The 22,818-nt window shown below is 68.8% G+C and carries 23 protein-coding genes, 1 tRNA gene and 1 pseudogene; 18 read left to right on the top strand and 7 right to left on the bottom strand.

All coding sequences use genetic code 11. The features are described 5' to 3' along the window. The first annotated feature begins 22 nt into the window (after nucleotides 1-22). Nucleotides 23-1,465, top strand: coding sequence for a sensor histidine kinase (locus tag H5398_RS09490; RefSeq protein WP_182799987.1), 1,443 nt, complete (start codon nucleotides 23-25; stop codon nucleotides 1,463-1,465). A gap of 4 nt (nucleotides 1,466-1,469) precedes the next feature. Here the strand turns inward: H5398_RS09490 and H5398_RS09495 are convergent, their stop codons facing one another. Together H5398_RS09495 and H5398_RS09500 are read right to left on the bottom strand one after the other, a co-directional pair. Then, nucleotides 1,470-2,033 (bottom strand): protein-L-isoaspartate O-methyltransferase, encoded by a 564-nt coding sequence (locus H5398_RS09495; RefSeq protein ID WP_182799834.1) that lies wholly within the window; start codon nucleotides 2,031-2,033, stop codon nucleotides 1,470-1,472. 27 nt (nucleotides 2,034-2,060) lie between these two features. Continuing rightward, the gene (locus H5398_RS09500) at nucleotides 2,061-2,312 is read right to left on the bottom strand and encodes a WhiB family transcriptional regulator (protein ID WP_182784153.1); all 252 of its coding nucleotides are present in this window, start codon (nucleotides 2,310-2,312) and stop codon (nucleotides 2,061-2,063) included. A gap of 168 nt (nucleotides 2,313-2,480) precedes the next feature. Between H5398_RS09500 and H5398_RS09505 the strand changes: the two genes are divergently transcribed. Further along, nucleotides 2,481-2,858 (top strand): hypothetical protein, encoded by a 378-nt coding sequence (locus H5398_RS09505; RefSeq protein ID WP_182784151.1) that lies wholly within the window; start codon nucleotides 2,481-2,483, stop codon nucleotides 2,856-2,858. Between the two features lie 18 nt (nucleotides 2,859-2,876). Here the strand turns inward: H5398_RS09505 and galK are convergent, their stop codons facing one another. From galK to H5398_RS09530, 5 genes are all read right to left on the bottom strand, one after another. Continuing rightward, nucleotides 2,877-4,025, bottom strand: a complete 1,149-nt coding sequence (galK, locus tag H5398_RS09510; RefSeq protein WP_182799835.1) for a galactokinase — start codon at nucleotides 4,023-4,025, stop codon at nucleotides 2,877-2,879. Further along, nucleotides 4,025-4,204 (bottom strand): DUF6104 family protein, encoded by a 180-nt coding sequence (locus H5398_RS09515; RefSeq protein WP_182784147.1) that lies wholly within the window; start codon nucleotides 4,202-4,204, stop codon nucleotides 4,025-4,027. The genes galK and H5398_RS09515 overlap by 1 nt, the downstream gene beginning before the upstream one ends. Before the next feature lie 4 nt (nucleotides 4,205-4,208). Next, nucleotides 4,209-7,940, bottom strand: coding sequence for a multifunctional oxoglutarate decarboxylase/oxoglutarate dehydrogenase thiamine pyrophosphate-binding subunit/dihydrolipoyllysine-residue succinyltransferase subunit (locus H5398_RS09520; protein ID WP_182799836.1), 3,732 nt, complete (start codon nucleotides 7,938-7,940; stop codon nucleotides 4,209-4,211). A gap of 87 nt (nucleotides 7,941-8,027) precedes the next feature. Next, nucleotides 8,028-9,353, bottom strand: a complete 1,326-nt coding sequence (locus H5398_RS09525) for a glycosyltransferase family 87 protein (protein WP_182799837.1) — start codon at nucleotides 9,351-9,353, stop codon at nucleotides 8,028-8,030. A 28-nt stretch (nucleotides 9,354-9,381) separates the two neighbouring features. Continuing rightward, nucleotides 9,382-9,453: transfer RNA gene (locus H5398_RS09530), tRNA-Arg, on the bottom strand. Nucleotides 9,454-9,513: 60 nt separating this feature from the next. Here H5398_RS09530 and H5398_RS09535 point away from each other — a divergent pair. The 16 genes and pseudogenes from H5398_RS09535 to H5398_RS09610 all read left to right on the top strand — a co-directional run bounded on the left by H5398_RS09535 (nucleotide 9,514) and on the right by H5398_RS09610 (nucleotide 22,802). Beyond that, nucleotides 9,514-10,008 carry a hypothetical protein gene (locus H5398_RS09535; RefSeq protein WP_182799838.1) on the top strand — a complete coding sequence of 165 codons (495 nt, stop codon included), beginning with the start codon at nucleotides 9,514-9,516 and terminating at the stop codon, nucleotides 10,006-10,008. Between the two features lie 47 nt (nucleotides 10,009-10,055). Then, entirely contained in the window at nucleotides 10,056-11,459 is a 1,404-nt protein-coding gene (lysA, locus tag H5398_RS09540) for a diaminopimelate decarboxylase (protein ID WP_182799839.1), read from the top strand. Continuing rightward, nucleotides 11,456-12,760, top strand: a complete 1,305-nt coding sequence (locus H5398_RS09545) for a homoserine dehydrogenase (RefSeq protein ID WP_182799840.1) — start codon at nucleotides 11,456-11,458, stop codon at nucleotides 12,758-12,760. Before lysA ends, H5398_RS09545 begins: the two co-directional genes overlap by 4 nt. Nucleotides 12,761-12,763: 3 nt before the next feature. Next, complete coding sequence (gene thrB / locus H5398_RS09550) at nucleotides 12,764-13,654, top strand: homoserine kinase (protein ID WP_182799841.1); 891 nt, start codon at nucleotides 12,764-12,766, stop codon at nucleotides 13,652-13,654. Between the two features lie 192 nt (nucleotides 13,655-13,846). Next, nucleotides 13,847-15,595: a transcription termination factor Rho gene (gene rho, locus H5398_RS09555; protein WP_220489305.1), complete on the top strand. Its 1,749-nt coding sequence runs from the start codon at nucleotides 13,847-13,849 to the stop codon at nucleotides 15,593-15,595. A gap of 115 nt (nucleotides 15,596-15,710) precedes the next feature. Then, nucleotides 15,711-15,914, top strand: coding sequence for a 50S ribosomal protein L31 (gene rpmE / locus H5398_RS09560; RefSeq protein WP_182784131.1), 204 nt, complete (start codon nucleotides 15,711-15,713; stop codon nucleotides 15,912-15,914). A 73-nt stretch (nucleotides 15,915-15,987) separates the two neighbouring features. Next, entirely contained in the window at nucleotides 15,988-17,055 is a 1,068-nt protein-coding gene (gene prfA / locus H5398_RS09565) for a peptide chain release factor 1 (protein WP_182799843.1), read from the top strand. Further along, nucleotides 17,052-17,909, top strand: coding sequence for a peptide chain release factor N(5)-glutamine methyltransferase (gene prmC, locus H5398_RS09570; RefSeq protein ID WP_182799844.1), 858 nt, complete (start codon nucleotides 17,052-17,054; stop codon nucleotides 17,907-17,909). Before prfA ends, prmC begins: the two co-directional genes overlap by 4 nt. 29 nt (nucleotides 17,910-17,938) lie before the next feature. After that, a pseudogene (locus tag H5398_RS09575) lies at nucleotides 17,939-18,535 on the top strand (L-threonylcarbamoyladenylate synthase); the annotation flags it as partial. Between the two features lie 21 nt (nucleotides 18,536-18,556). After that, nucleotides 18,557-19,657 carry an MraY family glycosyltransferase gene (locus H5398_RS09580; RefSeq protein WP_182799846.1) on the top strand — a complete coding sequence of 367 codons (1,101 nt, stop codon included), beginning with the start codon at nucleotides 18,557-18,559 and terminating at the stop codon, nucleotides 19,655-19,657. Further along, complete coding sequence (locus H5398_RS09585) at nucleotides 19,650-20,102, top strand: hypothetical protein (RefSeq protein ID WP_182799847.1); 453 nt, start codon at nucleotides 19,650-19,652, stop codon at nucleotides 20,100-20,102. Before H5398_RS09580 ends, H5398_RS09585 begins: the two co-directional genes overlap by 8 nt. Nucleotides 20,103-20,152: 50 nt before the next feature. Beyond that, a complete protein-coding gene (locus H5398_RS09590; protein WP_182784396.1) occupies nucleotides 20,153-20,374 on the top strand; it encodes a hypothetical protein in 222 nt (73 codons plus the stop codon). Nucleotides 20,375-20,391: 17 nt separating this feature from the next. Beyond that, nucleotides 20,392-21,177 (top strand): F0F1 ATP synthase subunit A, encoded by a 786-nt coding sequence (atpB, locus tag H5398_RS09595; protein ID WP_182784118.1) that lies wholly within the window; start codon nucleotides 20,392-20,394, stop codon nucleotides 21,175-21,177. A 58-nt stretch (nucleotides 21,178-21,235) separates the two neighbouring features. Beyond that, complete coding sequence (locus H5398_RS09600; protein ID WP_182784116.1) at nucleotides 21,236-21,454, top strand: ATP synthase F0 subunit C; 219 nt, start codon at nucleotides 21,236-21,238, stop codon at nucleotides 21,452-21,454. Between the two features lie 8 nt (nucleotides 21,455-21,462). Further along, nucleotides 21,463-22,008 (top strand): F0F1 ATP synthase subunit B, encoded by a 546-nt coding sequence (locus H5398_RS09605; RefSeq protein ID WP_182784115.1) that lies wholly within the window; start codon nucleotides 21,463-21,465, stop codon nucleotides 22,006-22,008. Beyond that, nucleotides 22,005-22,802, top strand: a complete 798-nt coding sequence (locus H5398_RS09610; RefSeq protein ID WP_182784113.1) for a F0F1 ATP synthase subunit delta — start codon at nucleotides 22,005-22,007, stop codon at nucleotides 22,800-22,802. The genes H5398_RS09605 and H5398_RS09610 overlap by 4 nt, the downstream gene beginning before the upstream one ends. Nucleotides 22,803-22,818 lie beyond the last annotated feature (16 nt).

The raw sequence follows: 22,818 nt of genomic DNA on the forward strand, positions 1-22,818 counted from the left end.
TCCATGGCAAGCTGGGTCCGTGATGCGAGACCTCGGAAAGCTGACCGACGACGAGTGGCTGGACGCCTTCGTCTCCCAGTGGCATCTGCTGGCAGACCTCAGTTTTTCGGATCTGGTGCTGTGGAAGCCCCTCACCGAGGAGGGCGAGGTGTTCTCGTGCACCGCGCAGGTGCGGCCGGTGACGGGACCGACCGCACTGGAGGAGGACATCGTCGGGGAGACGATCGAGTTCGAGCCCGATCATCAGGTGACGGTCGCGTTCATGACGCACGCCATCGCCGAGACCAGCGACAACGAGTTGGGCGCCGGGATCCCGGTGGACGTGTGGGCCATCCCGGTGCTGCGGCACGACCGTCCCATCGCGGTCATCGAACGCCACACCAACCAGATGGGGATGCGGGCCACCGGCGCGCTGGAGGAGAACTTCATCGAGGCCGCTGAGATCCTCACCCAGATGCTGATGCGCGGCGAGTTCCCGCTGGTCACGCCGTCGGACAAGGCGTTGGCGCCGCGCGCGGCCGACGGCGTCCTCAGGGTGATGCCGGACGGCGTGATCTCCTACGCGAGCCCCAACGCCGTGACCGGCTTCCGTCGCCTCGGTGCCGTCGGCGACATCGAGGGGGAGCACTTCCGCGACCTGACGCGCCAGCTGCGCGACCGCGTCGAATCGATGGGGCAGACCGTTGACGCCGACCTCGACGGCCGGCTCACGCTGGAGTTCGACGTCGAGTCACGTGGCGCCTCGATGCGCTTCGTGCTGCTCCCGCTGTGGCTCGAGTACACCTCCGCCGGCATGCTGGTGCTCTGCCGTGACACGACGGACCTCCGCCGCCGCGACCGGATGCTCGTCACCAAGGACGCCACCATCCGCGAGATCCACCACCGCGTGAAGAACAACCTGCAGACTGTAGCCGCACTGCTGCGAATGCAGTCGCGCCGGCTGTCGTCACCTGAGGGCAAGGAGGCGCTGCGCGACGCGATGCGGAGGGTGTCCTCCATCGCGATGGTGCACGAGACACTGAGCTACAGCCTGGGCGAGGCGGTGGCCTTCGACGAGGTGTGCGACAAGATCTTGGACATGGTGGGGGACCTGGCTGCCTCCCACGGCATCGTCAAGGCCGTGCGGCGTGGATCGTTCGGGGTGATCCCGGCGGAGATGGCCACCTCGCTGTCCATGGTGGTGACCGAGCTCTGCCAGAATGCCGTCGAGCACGGCCTGGACGGCGCTTCCGGTTACGTCGAGGTGCTCCCCGAGCGGGTCGGTGGCGCTCTGACGATCCGGATCGTCGATGCCGGCCACGGACTGCCTGAGGACTTCATCCTGGGCAATCAGACGTCGCTCGGCTTGGCGATCATCTCCACCCTGATCAAGGACCTGCACGGCACGCTGACCATCGAGAACCGGCACGACACGCAGGGGACGGTGGCCACGATCGCCCTTCAGGTGCCCGCCGTCGTCGCCTGACTGGTCAGCGCAGAGGAACGAAGCTGAACAGGCCCTTGGCCCGACGCCGACGGACGGCCCCGTCGGGACGCCTGTGCACCACCACCATCTCCCGGTCCGCCGGGAGGACCATGCGCCCGTCCGGCGCGAGCTGGTCCTCGAGTTCGGGGGGGACCCGGCCCCCATCGGCCGACACCAGGATCCGGTCGAACGGCGCCTCGGCGGGCCACCCCAGCACACTTGGTTGCGCCAGCTCGACGCGGGCCCACGGCCGCCCGCCGCCCAGGTTCGTGCGGCCCATCGACACCAGCTCAGGGGTAATGTCGACGCCGATCACCAGCCCATCGGCGCCCACGAGCTCCGCGAGCAGCGCGGTGGTCCACCCGGAACCGCTGCCGACGTCAAGCACGCGTTGCCCGGGCTGCGCGTCCAGGAGTTCGAGCATGAAGCGCACTGTGGACGGCTGCGAGTTGGTGGCTCCGTGGCCGATGGCCAGCGGGGCGTCGAGGTCACTGAGGTGGCGCTGATCCGCAGGGAGGAACTGCCTCCGAGGGGCTGCGTCGAAGGCTTTCTGAAGCCTGTCGGTCATCCCACAAGTGTGCCGCGCAGCGACGGCTCAGGAGTTGCGCAACCGCGAGCGTGCGGCGCGCCGCTTGATGGCTCGACGCTCGTCCTCGCTCAGACCGCCCCACACCCCGTGATCCTGACCCGCCTCCAGCGCCCATGAGAGGCACTGTTCCCGGACGACGCAACGCATGCAGATCTTCTTGGCTTCCTCGATCTGCTGCAGCGCCGGGCCCGTGTTTCCGACGGGAAAGAACAACTCCGGATCCTCCGTGAGGCAGGCGGCCTTGTGGCGCCAATCCATAGTGGGGGCTCCTTCGTGTTGGGGATGATCGAGGGCAAGGATAGCCGTCAAGCTCAAGCAGGCTACCCCCGCGACCTACGATAGGCAATAGCTGCTGGCCACGCGGTGATCCACACCCAATGGCCGGGCAACTTGTGGTATTTCGTCCGAGTCGGGCAGGCTCGGGGCGTGAACTCCGTCTTCCGAAGCCCCCTGCTCGCGATCTGCGTGATCCTGACCGCCGCGGCGGGGGTGGCCACCATCGGCATCGGGGTGGCCACCGTGGCGGCCAACGCGAGGCTGTTCGGCGTCGGGATCGCGGCGGTGCTGATCGCCTACGGGGCGGGGCTGCTGCTGATCGCCTGGCTGGTGGTCAAGCGTGTTCCGTGGGCGCTCGGACTGATCGTGGCCTCGTCGCTGCTGCACCTGATGGTGGTGGGCAGCTTCCTCACCACCGCGGACCGGGCCCAGTTCGTCGGCAGCCTGATCGTGGCCCCGTTCGTGCTCGCGACGGCGGTCACAGCGGTGCTCGCCGTGGGCCGTCGAGAGCTTGAACGGCGCCCCTGACCTGGTGTGAGGCCCCTGTCAGTGGCCCGGGAGCCGCCCGGCTCCGGGCGCCGGGGTGGCTGAGAACCACTCCGGGGTCCCGTAGCCGGCCTCGGCGAAGGCCCCCGCGACAGCCCTGCCGATCCCATCGGCCTCGCCCGCGTGCGTCAGGGCGATGATGCAGCCACCGAAGCCGCCACCGGTCATCCGGGCTCCGAGGGCGCCGGCGGCCCGTGCCGCCTCCACGGCGAGGTCGACGGTGGGCACCGTGATCTCGTAGTCGTCGCGCATCGAGGCGTGGGAGGCGTCCAGGAGGGGCGCGAGGCCGGGCAGGTCTCCGCGCTTGGCCAGCTCGAAGGCCTGCAGCACCCGCTCGTTCTCCGTGACGACGTGGCGGACGCGCTTGCGCAGCGTCTCGTCCTCCAGCTGGGACAGGGCCTCCTCAAGGTCCGTCACGTCCCGCAGGGCGGGGACCCCGAGGATGGCCGAGGCCTCCTCGCAGGAGGCACGACGGGACCCGTACTCGCCGTCGACGTGGCTGTGCGGGGTCTTGGTGTCCAACACGAGGATCTCGTAGCCCTGCTCTGCCATCGGCAGTGGAACGTGCTGGGTCTCCAGCGTCCGGCAGTCCAGGAACAGGCCGGAATCCGCCTCGCACAAGGTGCTGGCCGCCTGATCCAGCAGGCCGGTGGGGGCGCCGACGTAGGCGTTCTCCGCCACCCGGGCGAGCTTGGCCCGGTCCATCTTGGGGATGTCGAGCCCGTACAGGTCCGCCAGGGTGGCGACGGTGGCGCACTCGATGGCGGCAGAGCTGGAGAGGCCCGCACCCAGGGGCACGTCCGAGGTCATCACCAGGGTGGCCCCGCCCACGTCGTGGCCCGCCTCGCGAAGGGCCCACGCCACGCCGGCCAGGTAGGAGGCCCACCCATCGGTGCCGGGGGCCAGGTCAGCGAGCGCGACACCCACCTCGTCGTCGAGCTCGAGGGAGACCATCACCAGGCGGTCGTCGTCGCGGCGTCCGCCGGCGATGACGGCTTTGCGCTCCAGGGCGAACGGCAGCACGAATCCGTCGTTGTAGTCGGTGTGCTCGCCGATCAGGTTCACCCTGCCCGGGGCGAACCACAGGCCCTCGGGATCCGCCCCGGCCACGGTGCGGTAGCGCGCGATGAGCGCTTCCAGGTTCAACATCAGTCGTCCTCCTCGTCGTCCAGCCTTGCCAGCCAGGAGGCCAGGCGCTCAACCGGAGTCTCGAACTCCGGGTTCAGATCCACGAATGTGCGCAGCTGGTCCGCGAGCCACTCGAAGGTGAACTCCTCGTGGCCGCGCCGATGAGCGAGCTCCTCGAGCCCGCGGTCGGTGAAGTACACCGGATCAGCCTAGCGCCGCGTCCAGGAGTATTTCCTCCTGGGCCTTGTGGACCTTCAGCGACCCCACCGACGGTGCCGATGACCACTCCCGCGACACCAGCTGCATCCGCAGCTCGTAGTCCGGCAGGTGCCGTTTGACGCCCCTCGGGAGGTGCGCGGACAGGAACGGCCAGCCGCCCTGGTTCTCCGGCTCGTCCTGCACGAAGCGGACGTCCTCCACATGCCGGTAGCGCTGCAGCACGGCCGCCAGCTCTTCGCTGGGCAGCGGGTAGAGCCGCTCCAGCGCGACGACGGCCACCTTCCCCTTGAGACCCATCTTGTCGCGACGGGCGACCAGGTCCCAGCGGACCTTGCCCGAGCAGAGGACGACGCGTTCCACGCCGGCGGGATCCTCGACGGTGGGGTCGTCGAGGACCGGGTGCCAGGCCCCCGAGGTGAAGTCCTCCGGCATCGAGGTGGCCAGCTTGCTGCGCAGCATGGACTTCGGTGTGGCGATCACCACGGGCCGGTGGAAGTTGACGTAGGCGTGCTGGCGCAGCAGATGGAAGTAGCTGGCGGGCGTCGACGGCTGACACACGGCAAGCGCGTTCTCGGCGCAGAGCTGGAGCCACCTCTCGAGCCGCGCCGAGCTGTGATCCGGTCCCTGGCCCTCGAAGCCGTGGGGGAGCAGGAGCACGACGCCGGACTTCTGGGTCCACTTCGCGTTGCCGGAGGCGACGAACTCGTCCGAGATGATCTGCGCGCCGTTGACGAAATCACCGAACTGCGCCTCCCACAGGACCAGCGCATCCGGGCGCGCCACCGAATAGCCGTACTCGAAACCGAGCGCGGCGTACTCGCTGAGCAGGGAATCGAACACATCGAAGGTGCCCTGGTCCCCGGTGAGGTGCTTCAGGGGCACCCATGCCTCGTTGGTGACCCGGTCCACGATGGCGGCGAACCGCTGCGAGAACGTGCCACGCCGCGAGTCCTGGCCAGCCAACCGAACGGGTCGGCGCTCCATCAGGAGCGAGCCGATGGCGATCATCTCCGCGGTGGCCCAGTCGATGGGGCCCTCCAGGATGGCCTGCGCCCTCCGCTCCAGCTGGGGCATCACCTTCGGGTGCACCATGAACCCGTCCGGGAACTGGGTGTGCACGTCTGCGATGGTCCGCAGCATCTCGGGGGTGATCTCCGTGAGCCGGGCATCGGGCTTTGTGGGGTAGTAGGGCACCTTGCGGTAGTCGTCGTCGGTCTCGGTGCTCTCGCGCACCTCGCGGAACACGTTCTCCAACCGGGAGCGGAACCGGTTCATGACGTCCTCGGCGTCGGCGAGGGAGATGTCGCCACGGCCGATCAGCGACTCGGTGTAGAGGCGCCTGGTGGAGCGCTTCTGCTCGATCAGGTCGTACATGTTGGGCTGCGTGAAGCTGGGGTCGTCGCCCTCGTTGTGACCACGCCGACGGTAGGACACGAGGTCGATGACCACGTCCCTGTTGAACTTCTGACGGTAATCGAACGCCACCCGCGCAGCCCGGATGCAGGAGTCCGGATCGTCGCCGTTGACATGCAGCACGGGCGCCGAGATGGACTTGGCGACATCGGTGCAGTACGTGGAGCTGCGGGACTCGGTGGGAGCCGTGGTGAACCCGACCTGGTTGTTGACCACCACGTGGATGGTGCCGCCCGTCTTGTAGCCGCGCAACTGACTCATCTGCAGGGTCTCGAAGACCACCCCCTGGCCCGCGAACGACGCGTCGCCGTGCAGGGTCAACGGGAGCACCGGGTAGTCGTCGGCGTCCAGGGTGTCCTGCTTCGCGCGGGCGATGCCCTGCAGCACGGGATTGACCGCCTCCAGGTGAGACGGGTTGGCGGCGACGGAGGCCTTGATGGTGGCGCCGTTGGCCGCGACGAACGTGCCCTCGGCGCCTAGGTGGTACTTCACGTCGCCCGTGCCGCTGCGGTCCACCTGGCCGTCGAACTCCTTGAAGATCGACGCGTACTTCTTGCCCACGACGTTGGCCAGCACGTTGAGCCGCCCGCGGTGGGGCATGCCGATGCAGACTTCGTCCAGCGAGTCGTTGGCGGCCTGCTGGGCGATCTCGTCGAGCAGCACGATCAGCGACTCGCCGCCCTCCAGCGAGAAGCGCTTCTGGCCCACGAACTTCGTCTGGAGGAACGTCTCGAAGACCTCGGCCTCGTTCAGCTTGTCCAGGGCGTGCATGTGTTCCTCGTGCGCCAGCGGCGTGTGCGGCCGCTCGGTGCGTTGCTGGAACCATGCCCGCTGGCGAGGATCGGCGATGTGCATGTACTCCACGCCGATCGTGCGGCAGTAGGAGTCCTGCAGGATTCCGATGATGTCGCGCAGCGGGAGGTACGCACGGTCCTGACCGCCGAACACCCCGACGGCGAACTCCCGATCCAGGTCCCAGATGGAGAGGCCGTGGGTCTCGAGACGCAGGTCCTCGTGGGAGCGCTGCCGGTACTCCAGGGGGTCGGTGTCTGCCACGAGGTGGCCGAAGGTGCGGTACGCGTTGACCAGCTCCAGCACGCGGGCGGTCTTGCTGACCTGAGAGTCGCGGTGCGCCGACACATCCGGTGACCAGCGCAGCGGCTCGTAGGGGATGCGCAGGGCCTCGAAGATCTCGTCGTAGAAGCGGTCCTGCCCCAGCAGCAGCTCGTGCATCTTCTTGAGGAACTCGCCCGAGGTGGCGCCCTGGATGACACGGTGGTCGTAGGTGCTGGTGAGGGTGGTCACCTTGGACACGCCCAGGTCCGTCAGCCGGGAGGGGCTCATCCCCTGGAACTCGGCCGGGTAGTCGATGTTGCCGACACCCAGGATCACGCCCTGCCCGCTCATCAGGCGCGGCACGGAGTGGTTGGTGCCGATGCCTCCGGGGTTGGTCAAGGAGGCGGTGGTCGCGGCGAAGTCGCTGACCTGAAGGTCACCGGCGCGGGTCTTCTGCACCACCTGCTCGTAGGCGGACCAGAACTGGAAGAAGTTGAGGTTCTCGCAGCCCTTGATGTTGGGCACCAGGAGTTGGCGGGTCTCGCCCTTCCTGACGTCGATGGCGATGCCCAGGTTGATCCCGGGATTCTCGATCAGCGTGGGCTTGCCGTCGACCACGTCGTAGGCGTTGTTCATGTCCGGCAGCGCGCGCAGGGCCTTGATCATGGCGTAGCCGACGAGATGGGTGAAGGAGACCTTCCCGCCCTTGGAGGTGCGCAGGAAGTTGTTGATGACGGTGCGCTGGTCGATGACCAGCTTCATCGGCACCGAACGCACCGACGTGGCCGTGGGGACGGCCAGCGACGACTCCATATTCTTGGCGGTGCGCATGGGCGCCCCGCGCAGCACCGTGTACTTGGGCTCCACCACCGACGGCGCCGGGCGCAGCGCCGGGTTGGGCGCGTTGGCAGACAGCGTGGAGCCGGTACCCGGATTCGCGGGGGAGCCGGTGCCCTTGCGGACCTGTTCGACCTGACTCTTGGAGGACTTCGACGGCGCGGGGGCGGCGACCGGCGTCGCTGGAGCGGGGGGAGCGGGCGTCGTTGCCGGTGCCGGGGCCGGGGCCGGCTTGGGGGTGGGGTCCGGCGGTGTTGAGGGGGGCGCCTGAGGTGCGGGAGCCTCGTCTGCGGCGAAGAGCTCGCGCCATTCGGCCGCCACCGAGTGGGGATCAGCCTCGTAGGCCTCCCGCATCTCGTCGATCAGCCAAGAATTTGCCCCGAAAGCGTCCAGTGAGTCAGGTGCTGACATGTGTGAGTGGCCGTGGCCACGATCCCCTCTGTGAGTCCTGGTGGCCGCAGACGTCTGCGGCTGCTGCTTACGGGCAGCTTACCCACATCAGAGGGGCGTTGCGGATCTCTGACCAGCGGGGAGGATGGACGCGCCCGGTGCTTCGGAGACGTCCGGAGCAGGCCGGCTGGCCATGATGGTGAGGGCGAACGAGTACCCGGTCAACACCACAAGGGCGAGGTTGCGCAGCAGCAGGATGGAGGTCTCCGGCCCTGACCCCAGGGGGATCGCCATGATCCCGTAGGCGCCCCACGGGTACGTCAGCTGGGTGAGCAGGCCCACGATCACCAACGAGACGGCCAGCACGATGAGGGGACGACGCAGCCAGTGACTCGTCCGGGCCACCAGGAGCGCGGCCACCGGACCGCCCAGCCACAGGATGTACTGCGGAGAGAGCGTCTTGTTGGCCACGATCGTGGCGAGCACGATGGTGAGGATGGCCAGCAGGATGGCCTCATGCAGGCGCTCGTCGTCGTCGTGCATATGACGCATCAACCGGTAGCTCAGGTAGCCGGCGAGGATCAATGACAGTGCGGTCAACACCGTGGACACGGTGAGGAGGCCCCCCACGTATGGACCCTGGAGCTCAAGGGCGTTGTAGGGGGACAGGAAGATGTTCCACGACGGGTTGTCGGTGAAGGTTCTGAGGAACATCAGCGGCGAGGCGGGCACCGACTCGATCTGCAGACCGCGCTCGCCCTGCCACGTGACAGGGGAGGCGGAGCGGGCCCACCCGCTGGTGATCAACGACGCCAGCGCAAGCCCGAAGCCCACGACGGCGAAGCCGACCACCCTGCCGCGTGCCCGGGCCGACCGCCAGGGGTGCGGGGCCAGCATCGGTCCGATGAGGAGCGCCGGCCACAGCTTGATCGCCGCCCCCAGACCCACGAGGCCGCCGGCCAGCCTCGGGAACCGGGTCACGAAGACGCACGCCCAGGCCACCAGCGCCGCTGGGATCAGGTCGAAACGGAACCACACGATGGGTCCCTGGATGCCGGTGAACAGGATCCAGAAGAGCGCTCCGGCAGCGTTGTCGCGGCGGTACAGCGTCAGCGCGACGGCGGCGTCCAGCAGGACGAACACGCCGACGTAGACCGCCGTCCAGGTCTGCCACCCTCCGCCCAGGCGGTAGACGGCCTGCAGTATCCACACCGCGGGCACGGGGTACTCGGTCATCACCCCCGACTCGCCCTCGTCCAGGCGGAAGAGGTGGTAGCCGTAGTAGGAGACGTCGTTGGCGACGAAAGCAACAGCGTCCAGGCCCAGCAGGAGGTGTGAAACGAAGCGGGTGAGGATGAACGTCGCGATGAGCGCGAGGGCCACCGGCCACCTGGTGAACGGGCCGGCGGGTGCCGGCGACCGCGTATGGGTCATCTCGGAACTCCTGCCAGCCGGCGCTGAGCGCCCCCGCGAGGATTCGAACCTCGGCTCCCGCCTCCGGAGGGCGGTGCTCTATCCCCTGAGCTACGGGGGCTGGACCACGAAAGGTTAGCACCTCCTCAGTGGGGCTGTAAGTTCCGGCTACGGTGGCCGGGTGCGCACGATCCTCTCCGTATCCTTGACGGTCCTGATCCTGACCGCGTGCGTGGCGCGCCCAGACCCTGCCCCGGCGGTGCTCCGGGAGACGGCTCCGCCGTGGGACGCCCCGCGTGACGCCGTCTCCTACATCCGTGCGGCCGGCCTCCCGGAACAACCGTTGGGCACCGACACCGACCCGTGGGTGCTGGACCTCACGGTCACCGTGGACGGCGAGCCCGTGGACGTCCCGGCCTTCATCGGAGCAGACCGGCTGCGCGCGGTCCAGGCGCCCGTCCACACCCACGACCCCGGCGGCGAGGTGTGGCTCGAAGGCGACGGCAACCGCGACATCACGCTGGGGGAGTTCTTCACGCTCTGGGGGGTGCGGTTCGACGACGAGTGCCTGGGCGCTGCGTGCGGAGACCTCATGGTGACCGCGGACGGTCGCCGGGTGGAGGACCCCGCGGAGCTGGTGCTCCGCGGCCTCACGAGCGTCTCAGTCACCGCCTGAGGCGCGCGGATGGCGGCGGGGCGCGGCGCTCTGGCAGGCTTGGCGCCATGACGCACATGCACATCGCCGGGTCCATCCACGCGGACGCCGCGCACGGGGGGCCGCAATGGCTCGACGTGCCCGCGGATCTCAACGCGTTGGAGACCAAGCTCTGGCCGCGCGGGACCCACCGCGACGACCGGGGCCGCATCGTCGTCGCCGGCGTGGCCCTGACGGAGGTGGCCGAGGAGCACGGCACGCCCGTCTACGTCATCGACGAGGCGGACTTCCGCTCCCGCGCCGCGGACTTCCGCACCGCCTTCCCAGGGTGGGACGTCTACTACGCGGGCAAGGCCCTGCTCACCCGCACGGTGGCGCGCTGGGCGGCCGAGGAGGGCCTCAACCTGGACGTCACGACGATGGGCGAGATGCGCATCGCGCTGGCCGGCGGCATGCCGGCGGCCCGCCTGGGCCTGCACGGCAACAACAAGTCCGACGAGGAGATCGTGTTCGCCCTCGCCCAAGGCGTGGGCCGCATCATCGTCGACTCCTTCGATGAGATCGCCCGCCTCGAACGCGCCTGCGCCGACGGGGGTCACCGGGCGAAGGTGATGGTCCGGGTCACCACAGGCGTGGAGGCACACACGCACGAGTACATCGCCACCGCCCACGAAGACCAGAAATTCGGCCTCTCGATCACCGGGGGCCAGGCCCTCACCGCGCTGGTGCGCTGCCACAGCTCGCAGTACCTGGATCTGGCCGGCATCCACAGCCACATCGGGTCGCAGATCTTCGACACCCACGGCTTCGAGGTGGCGATCCGCCGCACCATGCGGCTCGCCTCGCAGTTCCGCACCGCCACCGGCGTCGAACTGGCCGAGCTGGACCTGGGAGGCGGGTTCGGCATCGCCTACACCTCCGCCGACACCCCCGCGGCGACGGCGGACATCGCCGCCGGATTCGAAGAGATGATCGACCTCGAATGCCGGGGGTTCGGGCTGAAGCGCCCCCACCTGTCCATCGAGCCGGGGCGCGCGATCTGCGGCCCGGCAGGGGTGGCGGTCTACCGGGTCGGCACCGTCAAGGTGGTGGATCTGGAGGGCGGCCGGTCCCGCGTCTACGTCAGCGTCGACGGCGGGATGAGCGACAACATCCGCCCGGCCCTCTACGCGGCCGAATACTCCGCGGCGATCGCCAACCGCACCTCCAGCGAGGGGCCGGTGCTGAGCCGGGTGGTCGGGAAGCACTGCGAGGGCGGCGACATCCTGATCCGCGACGTCTTCCTTCCGGCAGACGTCTCCATCGGCGACCTCATCGCGGTGCCGGGCTCGGGCGCCTACGCGCGCAGCATGGCCAGTAACTACAATCAGATCCCGAAGCCCCCCGTCGTCTCGGCACTGGACGGCGTCACCCGGGTGATGCTGCGTCGCGAGACACTTGAGGACCTGATGAGATTGGACGTGGGAGAGTGAGCAAGCCGCTCAAGGTGGCGCTGTTGGGCGCCGGCGTGGTGGGGTCCCAGGTGGCCCGCATCATCCTCAGCGAGGGCGCCACGTTGGAGTCCCGGATCGGGCGTCGGCTGGAACTGGTCGGCATTGGCGTGCGGCGGCTGGACGCGGAGCGTCCCGGCATCGACCCCGCGCTGCTCACCACAGACCTCGAGTCGCTGGTTGCGCGCACGGATCTCGACATCGTCATCGAGTTGATCGGCGGGATCGAGCCCGCCCGCTCCCTGCTGCTGACCGCTATCTCCAACGGAGCCTCGGTGGTCTCGGCCAACAAGGCGCTGCTCGCCGACGACCTGGGGGAGCTCTCCCGCGCGGCCGAGGCCAAGGGCGTGGACCTGTACTACGAGGCCGCTGTCGCCGGGGCCATCCCGATCGTGCGGCCGCTGCGTGAGTCGCTCGTGGGGGACGACATCACGGCCGTGATGGGGATCGTCAACGGCACCACCAACTTCATCCTGGACAAGATGGTCACCGACGGCAGCAGCTTCGAGGCGGCGCTCGCGGAGGCCCAGGCGCTCGGATACGCGGAGGCGGACCCGACGGCGGACGTGGAGGGCCACGACGCCGCGGCCAAAGCGGCGATCCTGGCCGGGCTCGCCTTCCACACGGAGGTCAAGCGCGACGAGGTGTTCTGCGAGGGGATCGCGGACGTCACCGAGGCCGACATCGCGGCAGCGGAGCAGATGGGCTGCACCATCAAGCTGCTCGCCATCGCCAAGCTCACCGACGACGATCGCGTGATCGTCAAGGTCCATCCCGCCATGGTGGCCAACAAGCACCCCCTCGCCAGCGTGTCCGGCGCCTACAACGCCATCTTCGTCAAGTCACGCGAGGCGGGCGAGTTGATGTTCCTCGGCCAGGGCGCCGGCGGCGCCCCCACCGCCAGCGCCGTCATGGGCGACGTGGTCACCGCGGCCCGCAACCGGCACCGCGGCACCGCCGCCCACGGAGGCTCCAGGTACGCCCGCCGCCCCGTCGCGCCGATCGGCGAGTCCCAGGCACAGTTCTACGTCAGCTTCGACGTGGTGGACCGGCCCGGGGTCCTCGCCCGGTGCGCCGCCATCTTCGGCGAGCACGACGTGTCGCTGCGCATCGTGCAGCAGAGCTACCGCGAGGGGGGAGACCACGAGGCCGGCTTCGCGGCGAGCCTCGGGGTGATGACGCACCTCACCAGGGAGAGCGACCTCGCCGTCGTCACCGACGAGCTGCGGAGGGCGGACTTCGTCGGCTCGGACGTGCGCGTGATGCGCGTCGAGGGCTTCTGATCCATGACACGGCTCACCGTCCGGGTCCCGGCCACCACCGCGAACCTCGGCTCGGGGTTCGACTGCGTCGGCATGGCCTTCGACTGGTTCGACGAGCTCACGCTCGAGCTGGTGGAGAGCCCGGTCCTGGAGGTGGTCGTCACCGGTGAGGGCGCCGACGGCGTGCCCCTGGACGACAGCCACCTGGTGATCAGCTCCCTGCTCGACGGGTTGGCGGAGTTCGGTGTCGAGCGCCCCGCGGGGATGCGCCTGACCTGCCGCAACACCATCCCCCATTCGCGCGGGCTCGGTTCCTCCGCCGCTGCCATCGTGGCCGGGCTCACCCTGGCGTGGGGGATCGCCCGGCCGGGCGAGCCGGTGGACCGCGCGGCGATCACCAGGCTGGCCACCTTCGCGGAGGGGCACCCGGACAACGCCGGGGCCGCCGTGTGGGGCGGGGCGATCCTGGCCTGGGCGCGGGAGGGTCGGGTGTCGCTGGTGCAGCTTCCGCTGCCGGAGGGGTTCGAGGCGGTGGCCTTCGTGCCAGACTTCGAGTGCCGCACCGACGACGCGCGCCGGGTCCTGCCCGAGACCGTGGCCCGGGCGGACGCCGTCGCCCAGGCCATCGCGGCGGCCGCGCTGCCGCTGGCTCTCACCCTGCGGCCGGACCTGCTGCTGGACGCCACCGCGGACCTGTTGCATCAGCAGTACCGGGCGGATCTGATGCGCCCCGCCCACGAGCTGATGCTCCGGTTGCGCGCCGCCGGAGTGCCGGCGGCCATCTCCGGAGCGGGCCCCACCGTCATCGCCGTGGGTCTGCCGGAACAGTTGGCGGGCATCGCGGGGGTCGCGGCGGACGGGTTCGAGGTTCGTCGACTGGTGCCGGCGGGCGGCGTCGAGCTCACCACCGGGTGAGGCCGCACGCCGCAGATCCCGGGTTTCTTTGGTTGTGGCCCTCGCAGTTGCTAGGCTGAGGAACGGTTTACCCGAAGGCGCCGCCGTGGACTTCTTTTCACACCGGCTCGTTGGCGCCCAGTACTCCACCACTTTGACGCTGTCGGCGCGCCTCCTCAGGTGCCCCCACGGCTCCATGGAAGGAACCATTCGTTGAGCGAATCCAATGACCTTGCCGCTTTGAAGCTGGTCGAGCTCAAATCCGTCGCCGCAGGCCTGGGGATCAAGGGCGTCTCCGCCATGCGGAAGGGGGACCTTGTCAACGCCATCCAGACGGCCGGCGGACAGGGTGCTCCCGCCGCCCAGGGCGCCCCCTCGGACGCGCCAGCCGCGCCCAGGCAACGTCGCCCCCGCAACGAGAAGCCGGCCGAGCAGCCGGAGGCCGCGCCCCAGCAGCGCGAGCCCCAAGCCCAGACCCAGGCGCCCGTCGAGGCGTCCAGTCAGCAGGGCGAGCAGCAGGAGGGCGGACGGAACCGCCGTCGTCGTAACCGCGAACGAGGGCCCCAGCAGGAGACCCTCAACGAGGTGGGCGAGCTGTTGGAGGCCGCCATGGGGGGCAGAAAGCCGGCCACCGCGCCCCAGCAGCAGGCCCCGGCCCCTGCGTCGACCTCGGTCACCATCGAGCCAGGTGGCTACGACGAGGATCAGGGCGGATCGCGCCGCAGCAGCCGCCGTCGCCGCAACCGCGAGCGCCCCACCAACCGCCGCCCCGCACGCGGATCCCAGGGCATGGAGCGCATGGAGGCCGAGCCGACGGTGGGGGAGGGCGACGTCCTGGCCAACATCTCCGGCATCGTCGACATCCTGGACAACTACGCCTTCGTCCGCACCACCGGCTACCTGCCGGGACCCAGCGACGCCTATCTCTCCACCTCCACCCTGCGACGCTACGGGCTGCGCCGCGGTGACGTGATTACCGGCGCCATCAAGACCACGCGCGAAGGCGAACGCAAGGAGAAGTTCAATCCCCTCGTGCGCCTGGACACCATCAACGGCGACGACCCGGAGAAGGCCAAGGCCCGCCCCGAGTTCGCAAAGCTGACACCCCTCTACCCGCAGGAACGGCTGCGCCTGGAGACGGTCCAGACCAACATCGCCGGGCGGATCATCGACCTGATCGCCCCCATCGGCAAGGGCCAGCGTGGGCTGATCGTCTCGCCGCCCAAGGCCGGCAAGACGATGGTGATGCAGGCGATCGCCAACGCGATCGCGGCCAACAACCCGGAGGTCCACCTCATGGTGGTTCTCGTCGACGAACGTCCAGAGGAGGTCACGGACTTCCAGCGGACAGTCTCCGGCGAGGTCATCGCCTCCACGTTCGACAGGCCCGCGGAAGACCACACCATGGTCGCCGAGCTGGCCATCGAGCGGGCGAAGCGACTCGTCGAGCTGGGCCACGACGTCGTCGTGCTCCTCGACGGCATCACCCGCCTCGGCCGTGCCTACAACCTGGCGGCCCCGGCTTCCGGTCGCATCCTCTCCGGTGGCGTGGACTCCGCCGCGCTGTACCCGCCGAAGAAGTTCTTCGGCGCGGCCCGCAACATCGAGAACGGCGGCTCGCTCACCATCCTCGCCACCGCGCTCATCGAGACCGGCTCCAGGATGGACGAGGTCATCTTCGAGGAGTTCAAGGGCACCGGCAACATGGAGCTGCGGCTGCGCCGCGAACTGGCGGACAAGCGCATCTTCCCGGCCATCGACGTTGACGCCTCCGGCACACGGCGCGAGGACCTGCTCCTCGGCCGCGACGAGCTCAACATCATCTGGAAGCTGCGGCGGGCGCTCTCGGGCCTCGACGATCAGCAGGCCCTGGAAACCCTCAAGTCCCGGATGATCAAGACGGCCAGCAACCACGAGTTCCTGCTGAGCGTCCTCAAGACCACTCCCGCTGCCGACGGCTGATCGGCCGACTTGGAAATGCTGGACCGGCGGGGCACAATTGGGGGTCGCGCCGGTTCACGCATCCTCCAGGCCCATCGGGCCAGCGACCCGGCCACCGGATAACAAGGAGTCCATCATGAAGCAGGGAATCCACCCTGACTACGTCGAGACCCAGGTTCACTGCACCTGCGGTAACGCGTTCACCACGCGCAGCACCAGCAAGAAGCCGTTGAGCGCTGACGTGTGCGCCGAGTGCCACCCGTTCTACACCGGCAAGCAGAAGATCCTCGACACCGGTGGCCGCGTGGCCCGCTTCGAGAAGCGCTACGCCAAGAAGTAGTTCCACGCTCGGGCGTCGGGAGGGTAATACCCGCCCGGCGCCCGTTTCGTTTGCCGCCCCGGAAGGAGCCGTCATGTTCGACAACGCCCAGCCCCTGGTGGACGAGTTCCGAGACCTGGAGCGGCAGCTCGGGGAGCCGGAACTCCACTCGGACTTGGCGCGCTCCCGCAAGGTGGGCAGGCGCTACGCGGCGCTGCGCCCCATCGTCGAGGGAATCGAGGCGTTCCGGAGGCTCTCGGAGGACCGCGGCGCCGCGGCCGAGCTCGCCGCCGACGACGCCTCCTTCGCTGACGAGGTGGCGGACCTGGACGCCCAGCTGGAGATGGCCACGCAGCGCCTCACCAAGCTTCTCGCTCCGCGGGACCCCAACGACGACACCGACGCTCTGATGGAGATCAAGTCCGGCGAGGGCGGAGACGAGTCCGCGCTGTTCGCCGGCGACCTGCTCAAGATGTACTCCAAGTACGCCGAACAGGTGGGCTGGAAGATCGAGGTGCTGGACTCCCAGGAGACCGATCTCGGGGGCTACAAGTCGGTCACGGTGGCGGTCAAGGCGGGCACCGGCACCGAGTTCGGGCCCTACGGCCGGCTCAAGTTCGAGGGCGGCGTGCATCGCGTCCAGCGCGTTCCCGTCACCGAATCCCAGGGCCGCATCCACACCTCGGCTGCCGGCGTGCTCGTGTCGCCGGACGTGGAGGCCGACGAGGTGGAGATCAACGACGACGATCTACGCATCGACGTCTACCGCTCCTCGGGCCCCGGGGGTCAGGGCGTCAACACCACCGACTCCGCGGTGCGGATCACCCACCTCCCCACCGGCACCGTGGTGTCCTGCCAGAACGAACGTTCGCAGCTGCAGAACCGCGAGTCCGCCATGCGGATCCTCCGCGCGCGGCTCATCGCCCTGGCCGAGGCGGAGGCCGCGACAGCGGCGTCGGCGGTCAGGAAGTCACAGGTCCGCACCGTCGACAGGTCGGAGCGCATCCGCACCTACAACTACCCGGAGAATCGGATCACGGATCACCGGATCGGCTACAAGGCCCACAACCTGGACCAGGTGCTGGAGGGGGCGCTGACGCCGCTGCTCGACGCGCTGGCGGAGCAGGACCTCGCCGAGCGGCTCGCAGGAGTGGGTGGGTGACCGAGGTCGCCCACCGGGTCGCCCAGCGGCTTTCCAAGGCCGGCTCGCCCAGCCCGGGGCCCGAGGCGCGGCTGCTGGTGGCCCACGTGCTGGGCGTGGAGCCGTCCCAGCTGGTCCGCGTCGACGCCGTCACCGACGAACAGCGGTCGGCCATCGACGAGCTCGTCACGCGCCGCGCAGCCGGGGTCCCGCTCCAGCACCTCACCGGCGTGGCCTACTTCCGCTACGAGACGCTGGCGGTGGGTCCCGGGGTGTTCATCCCCAGGCCGGAGACCGAGGAGATGGTGGGCTGGGCGCTGCGGCAACTTGACGGCCGCCCCGTCGAGGAGCGTCGCGTCGTCGAACTGTGCGCGGGGTCGGGCGCCATCGCGTCCGCGCTCGCGCGTGAGCTGCCAGGGGTGCGCCTACATGCCGTCGAGCTGTCCGCCGAGGCCATGGCCTACCTGAGCCGGAACCTTGCCGGGCTGGACGTCGAGGTGGTGCACGGCGACATGGTCGAAGCCTTTCCTCACCTGGACGGCGCGGTGGATCTCGTCATCGCCAACCCGCCCTACATCCCGGAGAGCCACCGGGGGCTCCTGCCCGCCGATGTGGTGGACCACGACCCCGACTTGGCCCTCTTCTCGGGCCCCGACGGGCTGGACGCCCTCCGCGTCGTGGTCTCCGTCGCCGAGCGGCTGCTCCGCCCCGGAGGGCTGCTGGCCACCGAGCACGACGACAGCCACGCCGACGCCGTCGTCGATCTGGTGGCCGCGGCCGGGTTCGGCGAGGTGCTCAGCCACCAGGACCTGACAGGTCGCCCGCGGTTCGTCACCGCCGTGCGGCTTCCCGCACATGGCAGGATGACCCCGTGAGCACAGTGTTCGACCTCAGCACCGGTCCCGAGACGGGCCTCGCGGAGGCGGTGGCGGCCGTCCGCGAGGGACGGTGCATCGTCCTGCCCACCGACACCGTCTACGGCATCGGAGCCAACGCGTTCGAGGCCGCCGCGGTCCAAGGGCTGCTGGATGCCAAGGGCCGCGGCCGCGACATGCCGCCGCCGGTGCTGATCGCCGAGCCGTCGATGCTGCGTGCCATCGCCGACGTGGTCCCCGCCGGTGCGACGGCATTGGCCAAGGCCTTCTGGCCCGGCGCGTTGACGCTCATCCTCAAGGCCCAGACCCGTTCCGGCATGTCGCTGGGGGAGACCAAGGGCACCGTCGCGGTGCGCGTGCCGGACCACGACGCCGCCCGCGCCCTGCTGCGCCGCACAGGGCCCCTGGCCGTCAGCTCGGCCAACCTCTCGGGCCGGCCCGCGGCGTTGACCTGTGAAGAGGCCAGGGAGCAGCTCGGCGAGAGTGTCGCGGTGTACCTCGACGGCGGACCTGTGAGTGGGGGAGTGGCCTCCACCATCGTGGACTTCGCCTCGATTCCTGAGGGGCGGGTGCTCAGGGCGGGTGCGCTGTCACTCGAGGCGCTCCGCGAGGTGGCCCCGGACATCGAGTCGCAGGGCTAGGCCCCTGTGCGCGAGTACCTCCTTGTGCTGCTGGTAGCGGCCGGCACCACCTATCTGCTGTCGGGGCTGGCCCGCAGCCTCGCGGTCCGCACCGGCGCGCTGGCCACGGTCCGCAGCCGCGACGTGCACACCCAGCCCATCCCCTACTTCGGCGGGTTGGCCATGTTCGGCGGGCTCGCGGTGGCGTTCCTGCTCGCGCTCCAGATGCCGTTCCTCGGCCGCTACACCACCGTCGAGCACGACGCGTGGGCCGTTCTCTGGGCCGGGCTGGTCATCACCGTCATCGGGGTGCTGGACGACAAGTACGACATGCCGGCGCTGGTCAAGCTGGGTGGCCAGGTGCTCGCTGCAGGGGTCGCGGTGCTGCAGGGGGTGCGGATCTACTGGATCCCGCTACCCAACCGGATCGTGGCCCTCGACGACGCGACCAGCATCCTGATCACCGTGTTCTTCATCGCCCTGTGCGTCAACGCGGTCAACTTCGTCGATGGGCTCGACGGGCTGGCCGCCGGGGTCGTGGCCATCGGCTCCGGTGCCTTCTTCAGCTACACCTACGTCCTGGCCTACGAGCAGGAACTCGTTCGCGCCACCACGGCGAGCCTGATCACGGTGGCCACCTGCGGGATCGCCATCGGCTTCCTCCTGCACAACTTCCACCCCGCGAAGATGTTCATGGGCGATTCCGGCGCCATGCTGCTCGGTCTGCTGATGGCCATGAGCGCGATCTCGTTCACCGGTCAACTGGATCCGGGGGCCACGGAGCAGGACGGCAGCCTCCTCCCGGCGCTGCTGCCCATCCTGCTGCCGCTCGCGGCCCTCGCCCTCCCCATCCTCGACCTGATCCTCGCCTGGGCGCGGCGCACCTGGAAGGGGCAGCACGTCTTCCATGCCGACAAGCAGCACCTGCACCATCGCCTGCTCGAGCACGGACACTCGCATTGGGGAGCGGTGCTGCTGATGTACGGGTGGACGGCTGTGGTGTCGGTGGGTCTGGTGGTGGTGGCCCTGTCGCAGTGGCCCTACACCGTCTGGGTAGTCATCCTCGCGCTGCTGGTGGTGCTGGTGCTCACCCTGCGCCCTGCCGGTCGGGAGGTGGAGGGTGGCTGAGTCGCGGATCACCGACGCGACCAGGCGCTCCCGGCAGATGATGATCGGGGGACTGGTCGGTGCTCACGCGGCCGGCGGGCTCATCCTCCTGCTGGCCGTTCTCGTCGGAGGTCCCGGCGCCGTCCTCACCACCGTGCTCGGCTTCGCCGCGGTCGTCATCTTCTACTCCGTCGGGCAGGCGCTGGAGGTGGTGGCCTCGGAGTTCGGCGACATGCAGGGCATGGCGCTGGTGCTGGTCAGCTACGCGGTGCGGGTGGTGGGGATCGCCGCCGGGCTGTGGTTCATCCTCGGGCATCCTGCGGTGGCGCCGCAGGTGCGCGACGGCTGGCTGCTGCTGAGCGTCGTGGGCACAGTGTTGGCGTGGGTGTCCGGGGTGGTTCTGGTGGCCTCCCGGCAGAGGGTTCCGGTCTACGACACCGAGTACCGGCCCCCGTCCGATCAATGACCGGGAGAAATATGATTCACGGACCCGTTTCCGCTAGGCTCACACACGACATGGGCAACTCACCGTCAGAGAACGCGCCAGAAGGACCTTCGCGCACCGATGACGGCATGCTCGTGCTCAGCTACCTGCTCAGCGGGATCATCTTCTACGGTGGACTCGGGTGGGTCGGGGACTACCTGTTGCACACCTCGTGGTTACTGCCGCTGGGCCTCATTCTTGGCCTGGTGACCAGCATCTACCTCATCATCAAGCGATACGGGAGCGGTACGTGACACTGGGGCTACTTCCGATGGAGACCGGCGACGGAGGCGGATACCACCCTCCTGGCACAGACGATTTCCTGTGGTACTCGGTCTGGCCGGGCGTGCTGCCCGACTGGATGAACAAGCCGTTCTTCCAGGCCCTCATCGGCGCGGCCATCGTGATGATCCTCTGGTGGCTGGCCTCCCGCAACCTGAAGGTCAAGCCCACGAAGACGCAGTTCTTCGCCGAATACGTCTACGAGTTCGTCCGCAACGGCATCGCGCGTGACATCCTCCACCACGACTTCAAGAAGTTTCTTCCCTATCTGTTGGGCCTGTTCTCGTTCATCCTGGTCAACAACTGGTTCGGCGAGTTCTTCCTCTTCATGTACCCCACGTTCTCCAACGTCGGCTACGCCTACGGCCTGGCGATCCTGTCGTGGCTGATCTACGTAGGCGCCGGGTTCAGGAAGTGGGGGTTCGGCGGGTTCCTCAAGAAGTCGCTGATCCCGGACGGCGTGCCGGGCTACCTGCTCGTACTGGTGATCCCGCTGGAGTTCCTGGCCACGTTCATCACGCGCCCCATCACGCTGGCCCTGCGTCTCTTCGCCAACCTGTTCGCCGGTCACCTCGTCGTGCTCGTGTTCGTGGTGGGCGGCGGGTACCTCCTCACGGTGCAGGACAACCTGTTCTTCAACGTCGCCGGCGGAGTGTCGTTGGCGTTCAGCCTGCTCATCCTCTGCCTCGAGCTGTTCATCGGCGCGCTGCAGGCCTACATCTTCACGGTTCTCACCGCCCAGTACGTGTCCACCTCGATCGCCGAGGCGCACTAAAGTCAATCCGACTCCTGAGAAACAAGCCCGTTCTCAGAAGCCATCCGAAAGGAAAGTAATGTCCCTCCTCGAAATCACCGGCTCGCTGAACATGATCGGCTACGCGATCGCCACGATCGCCCCGGCCCTGGGTGTCGCCTGGATCTTCGCGTCGGTCATCAACGGCACCGCCCGTCAGCCCGAGGCCCGTGGCGCCATGATGGGCACGGCCTTCATCGGCTTCGCCGTGGTTGAGGCGCTCGCCATCATCGCCATCGCTCTCGCCTTCGTCCTCTGAGCAGCGTCATGTTCCCCTTCACCGGGGCGCTTCTCGAGATCGATCTGGGGCCGCTGTTGCCCCACTATCTCTCGGAGATCGTCGTCGGCATCGTCCTGATGCTGCTGATCTACGCTCTGATGCGTAAGGCCGTTGTACCGGCCTTCGAGAAGATGTACGAGGAGCGCTCGAACAAGATCGAGGGCGGCATGCAGCGGGCGGCGGCGGCGGAAGCCAAGGCTGAGGCTGCACTCGCCGAATACAACGACCAGCTGACGGCTGCCCGCGAGGAGGCCGCGCGGATCCGTGAGGATGCCAAGAACCAGTCGGCCACCATCGTGGCCGAAGCCCGGGACAAGGCGGCCAAGGAATCCCAGCGGATTCTGGAGTCCGGACGCGTCCAGCTTCAAGCGGAGCGCGCACAGCTGGTCAAGGACCTGCGAGGCGAGGTCGGCGGCATGGCCACCGTCCTGGCCGGCAAGATCGTGGGCGAGTCGCTGAGCGACGACGAGTTGGCCATGCGCACCGTTGACCGGTTCCTGGCCGAACTCGAGTCCGCGGGTCAGGCCCGATGATGGCCCGCGGCGCCGCACCCGCTGGACTCGATGCGTCCGTCGACGGCATCCTCACCGATGCGTCCACGGCCTCCGAGCTGTTCGCCGTCGTCGATCTGATCGACGGCCAGCCGGTGCTGCGTCGTTCGCTGTCGGACCCGTCGTCGTCCTTCGACGACCGCGCGGGCCTGGCGAGGCGTCTTCTCGGCGGCCGCGTCTCGGCCGCGACGATGTCCGTCCTGTCGGAGGCCCTCCGGGCGTCCTGGGGCAGCGGCGTGGACCTGGTGTCCGGATTGGAGCGCCAGGGCATCCGCGTGGCGCTGGCATCGGCCCATCGGGCCGGACAGATCGACCAGGTCTCCGACGAGCTGCACGCTCTGTCCTCCACCATCGTCGGTAGCCCGGAGTTGGCGGCCACCCTGCGCAACCAGACCTATCCCGTCGAGGCCAAGCAGGCTCTCGTCGATGGGCTGATCGAAGGTCGCGTCCATCCCGTCACCCGCACGCTGGCGGCTCGCGCGGTCAAGGCCCGCCGTCGCAACATCGCGCAGATCTTCTCCGTCATCCTTGAGATGGCTGCGGACCTGTCCGGAGAGAAGATCGCCCGGGTCACAGTGGCCCGTCCGCTGGACGAGGGTCGCATCGCCCGCCTCAAGGCGGCGTTGGAGGCCCAGCTGGGCACCACGGTGTCGCTCCAGATCGAGGTGGACCCCTCGGTCCTCGGTGGCATGAACGTGGCCATCGACGATGACGTCATCGAATCAACAGTTGCTGCGCGGCTAGACCAGGCCCACCGGCAACTCACCACTCTGTAGACGAAAGTAGAAACGC

Source organism: Tessaracoccus sp. MC1679 (assembly GCF_014164775.1).
Lineage (GTDB): Bacteria > Actinomycetota > Actinomycetes > Propionibacteriales > Propionibacteriaceae > Arachnia.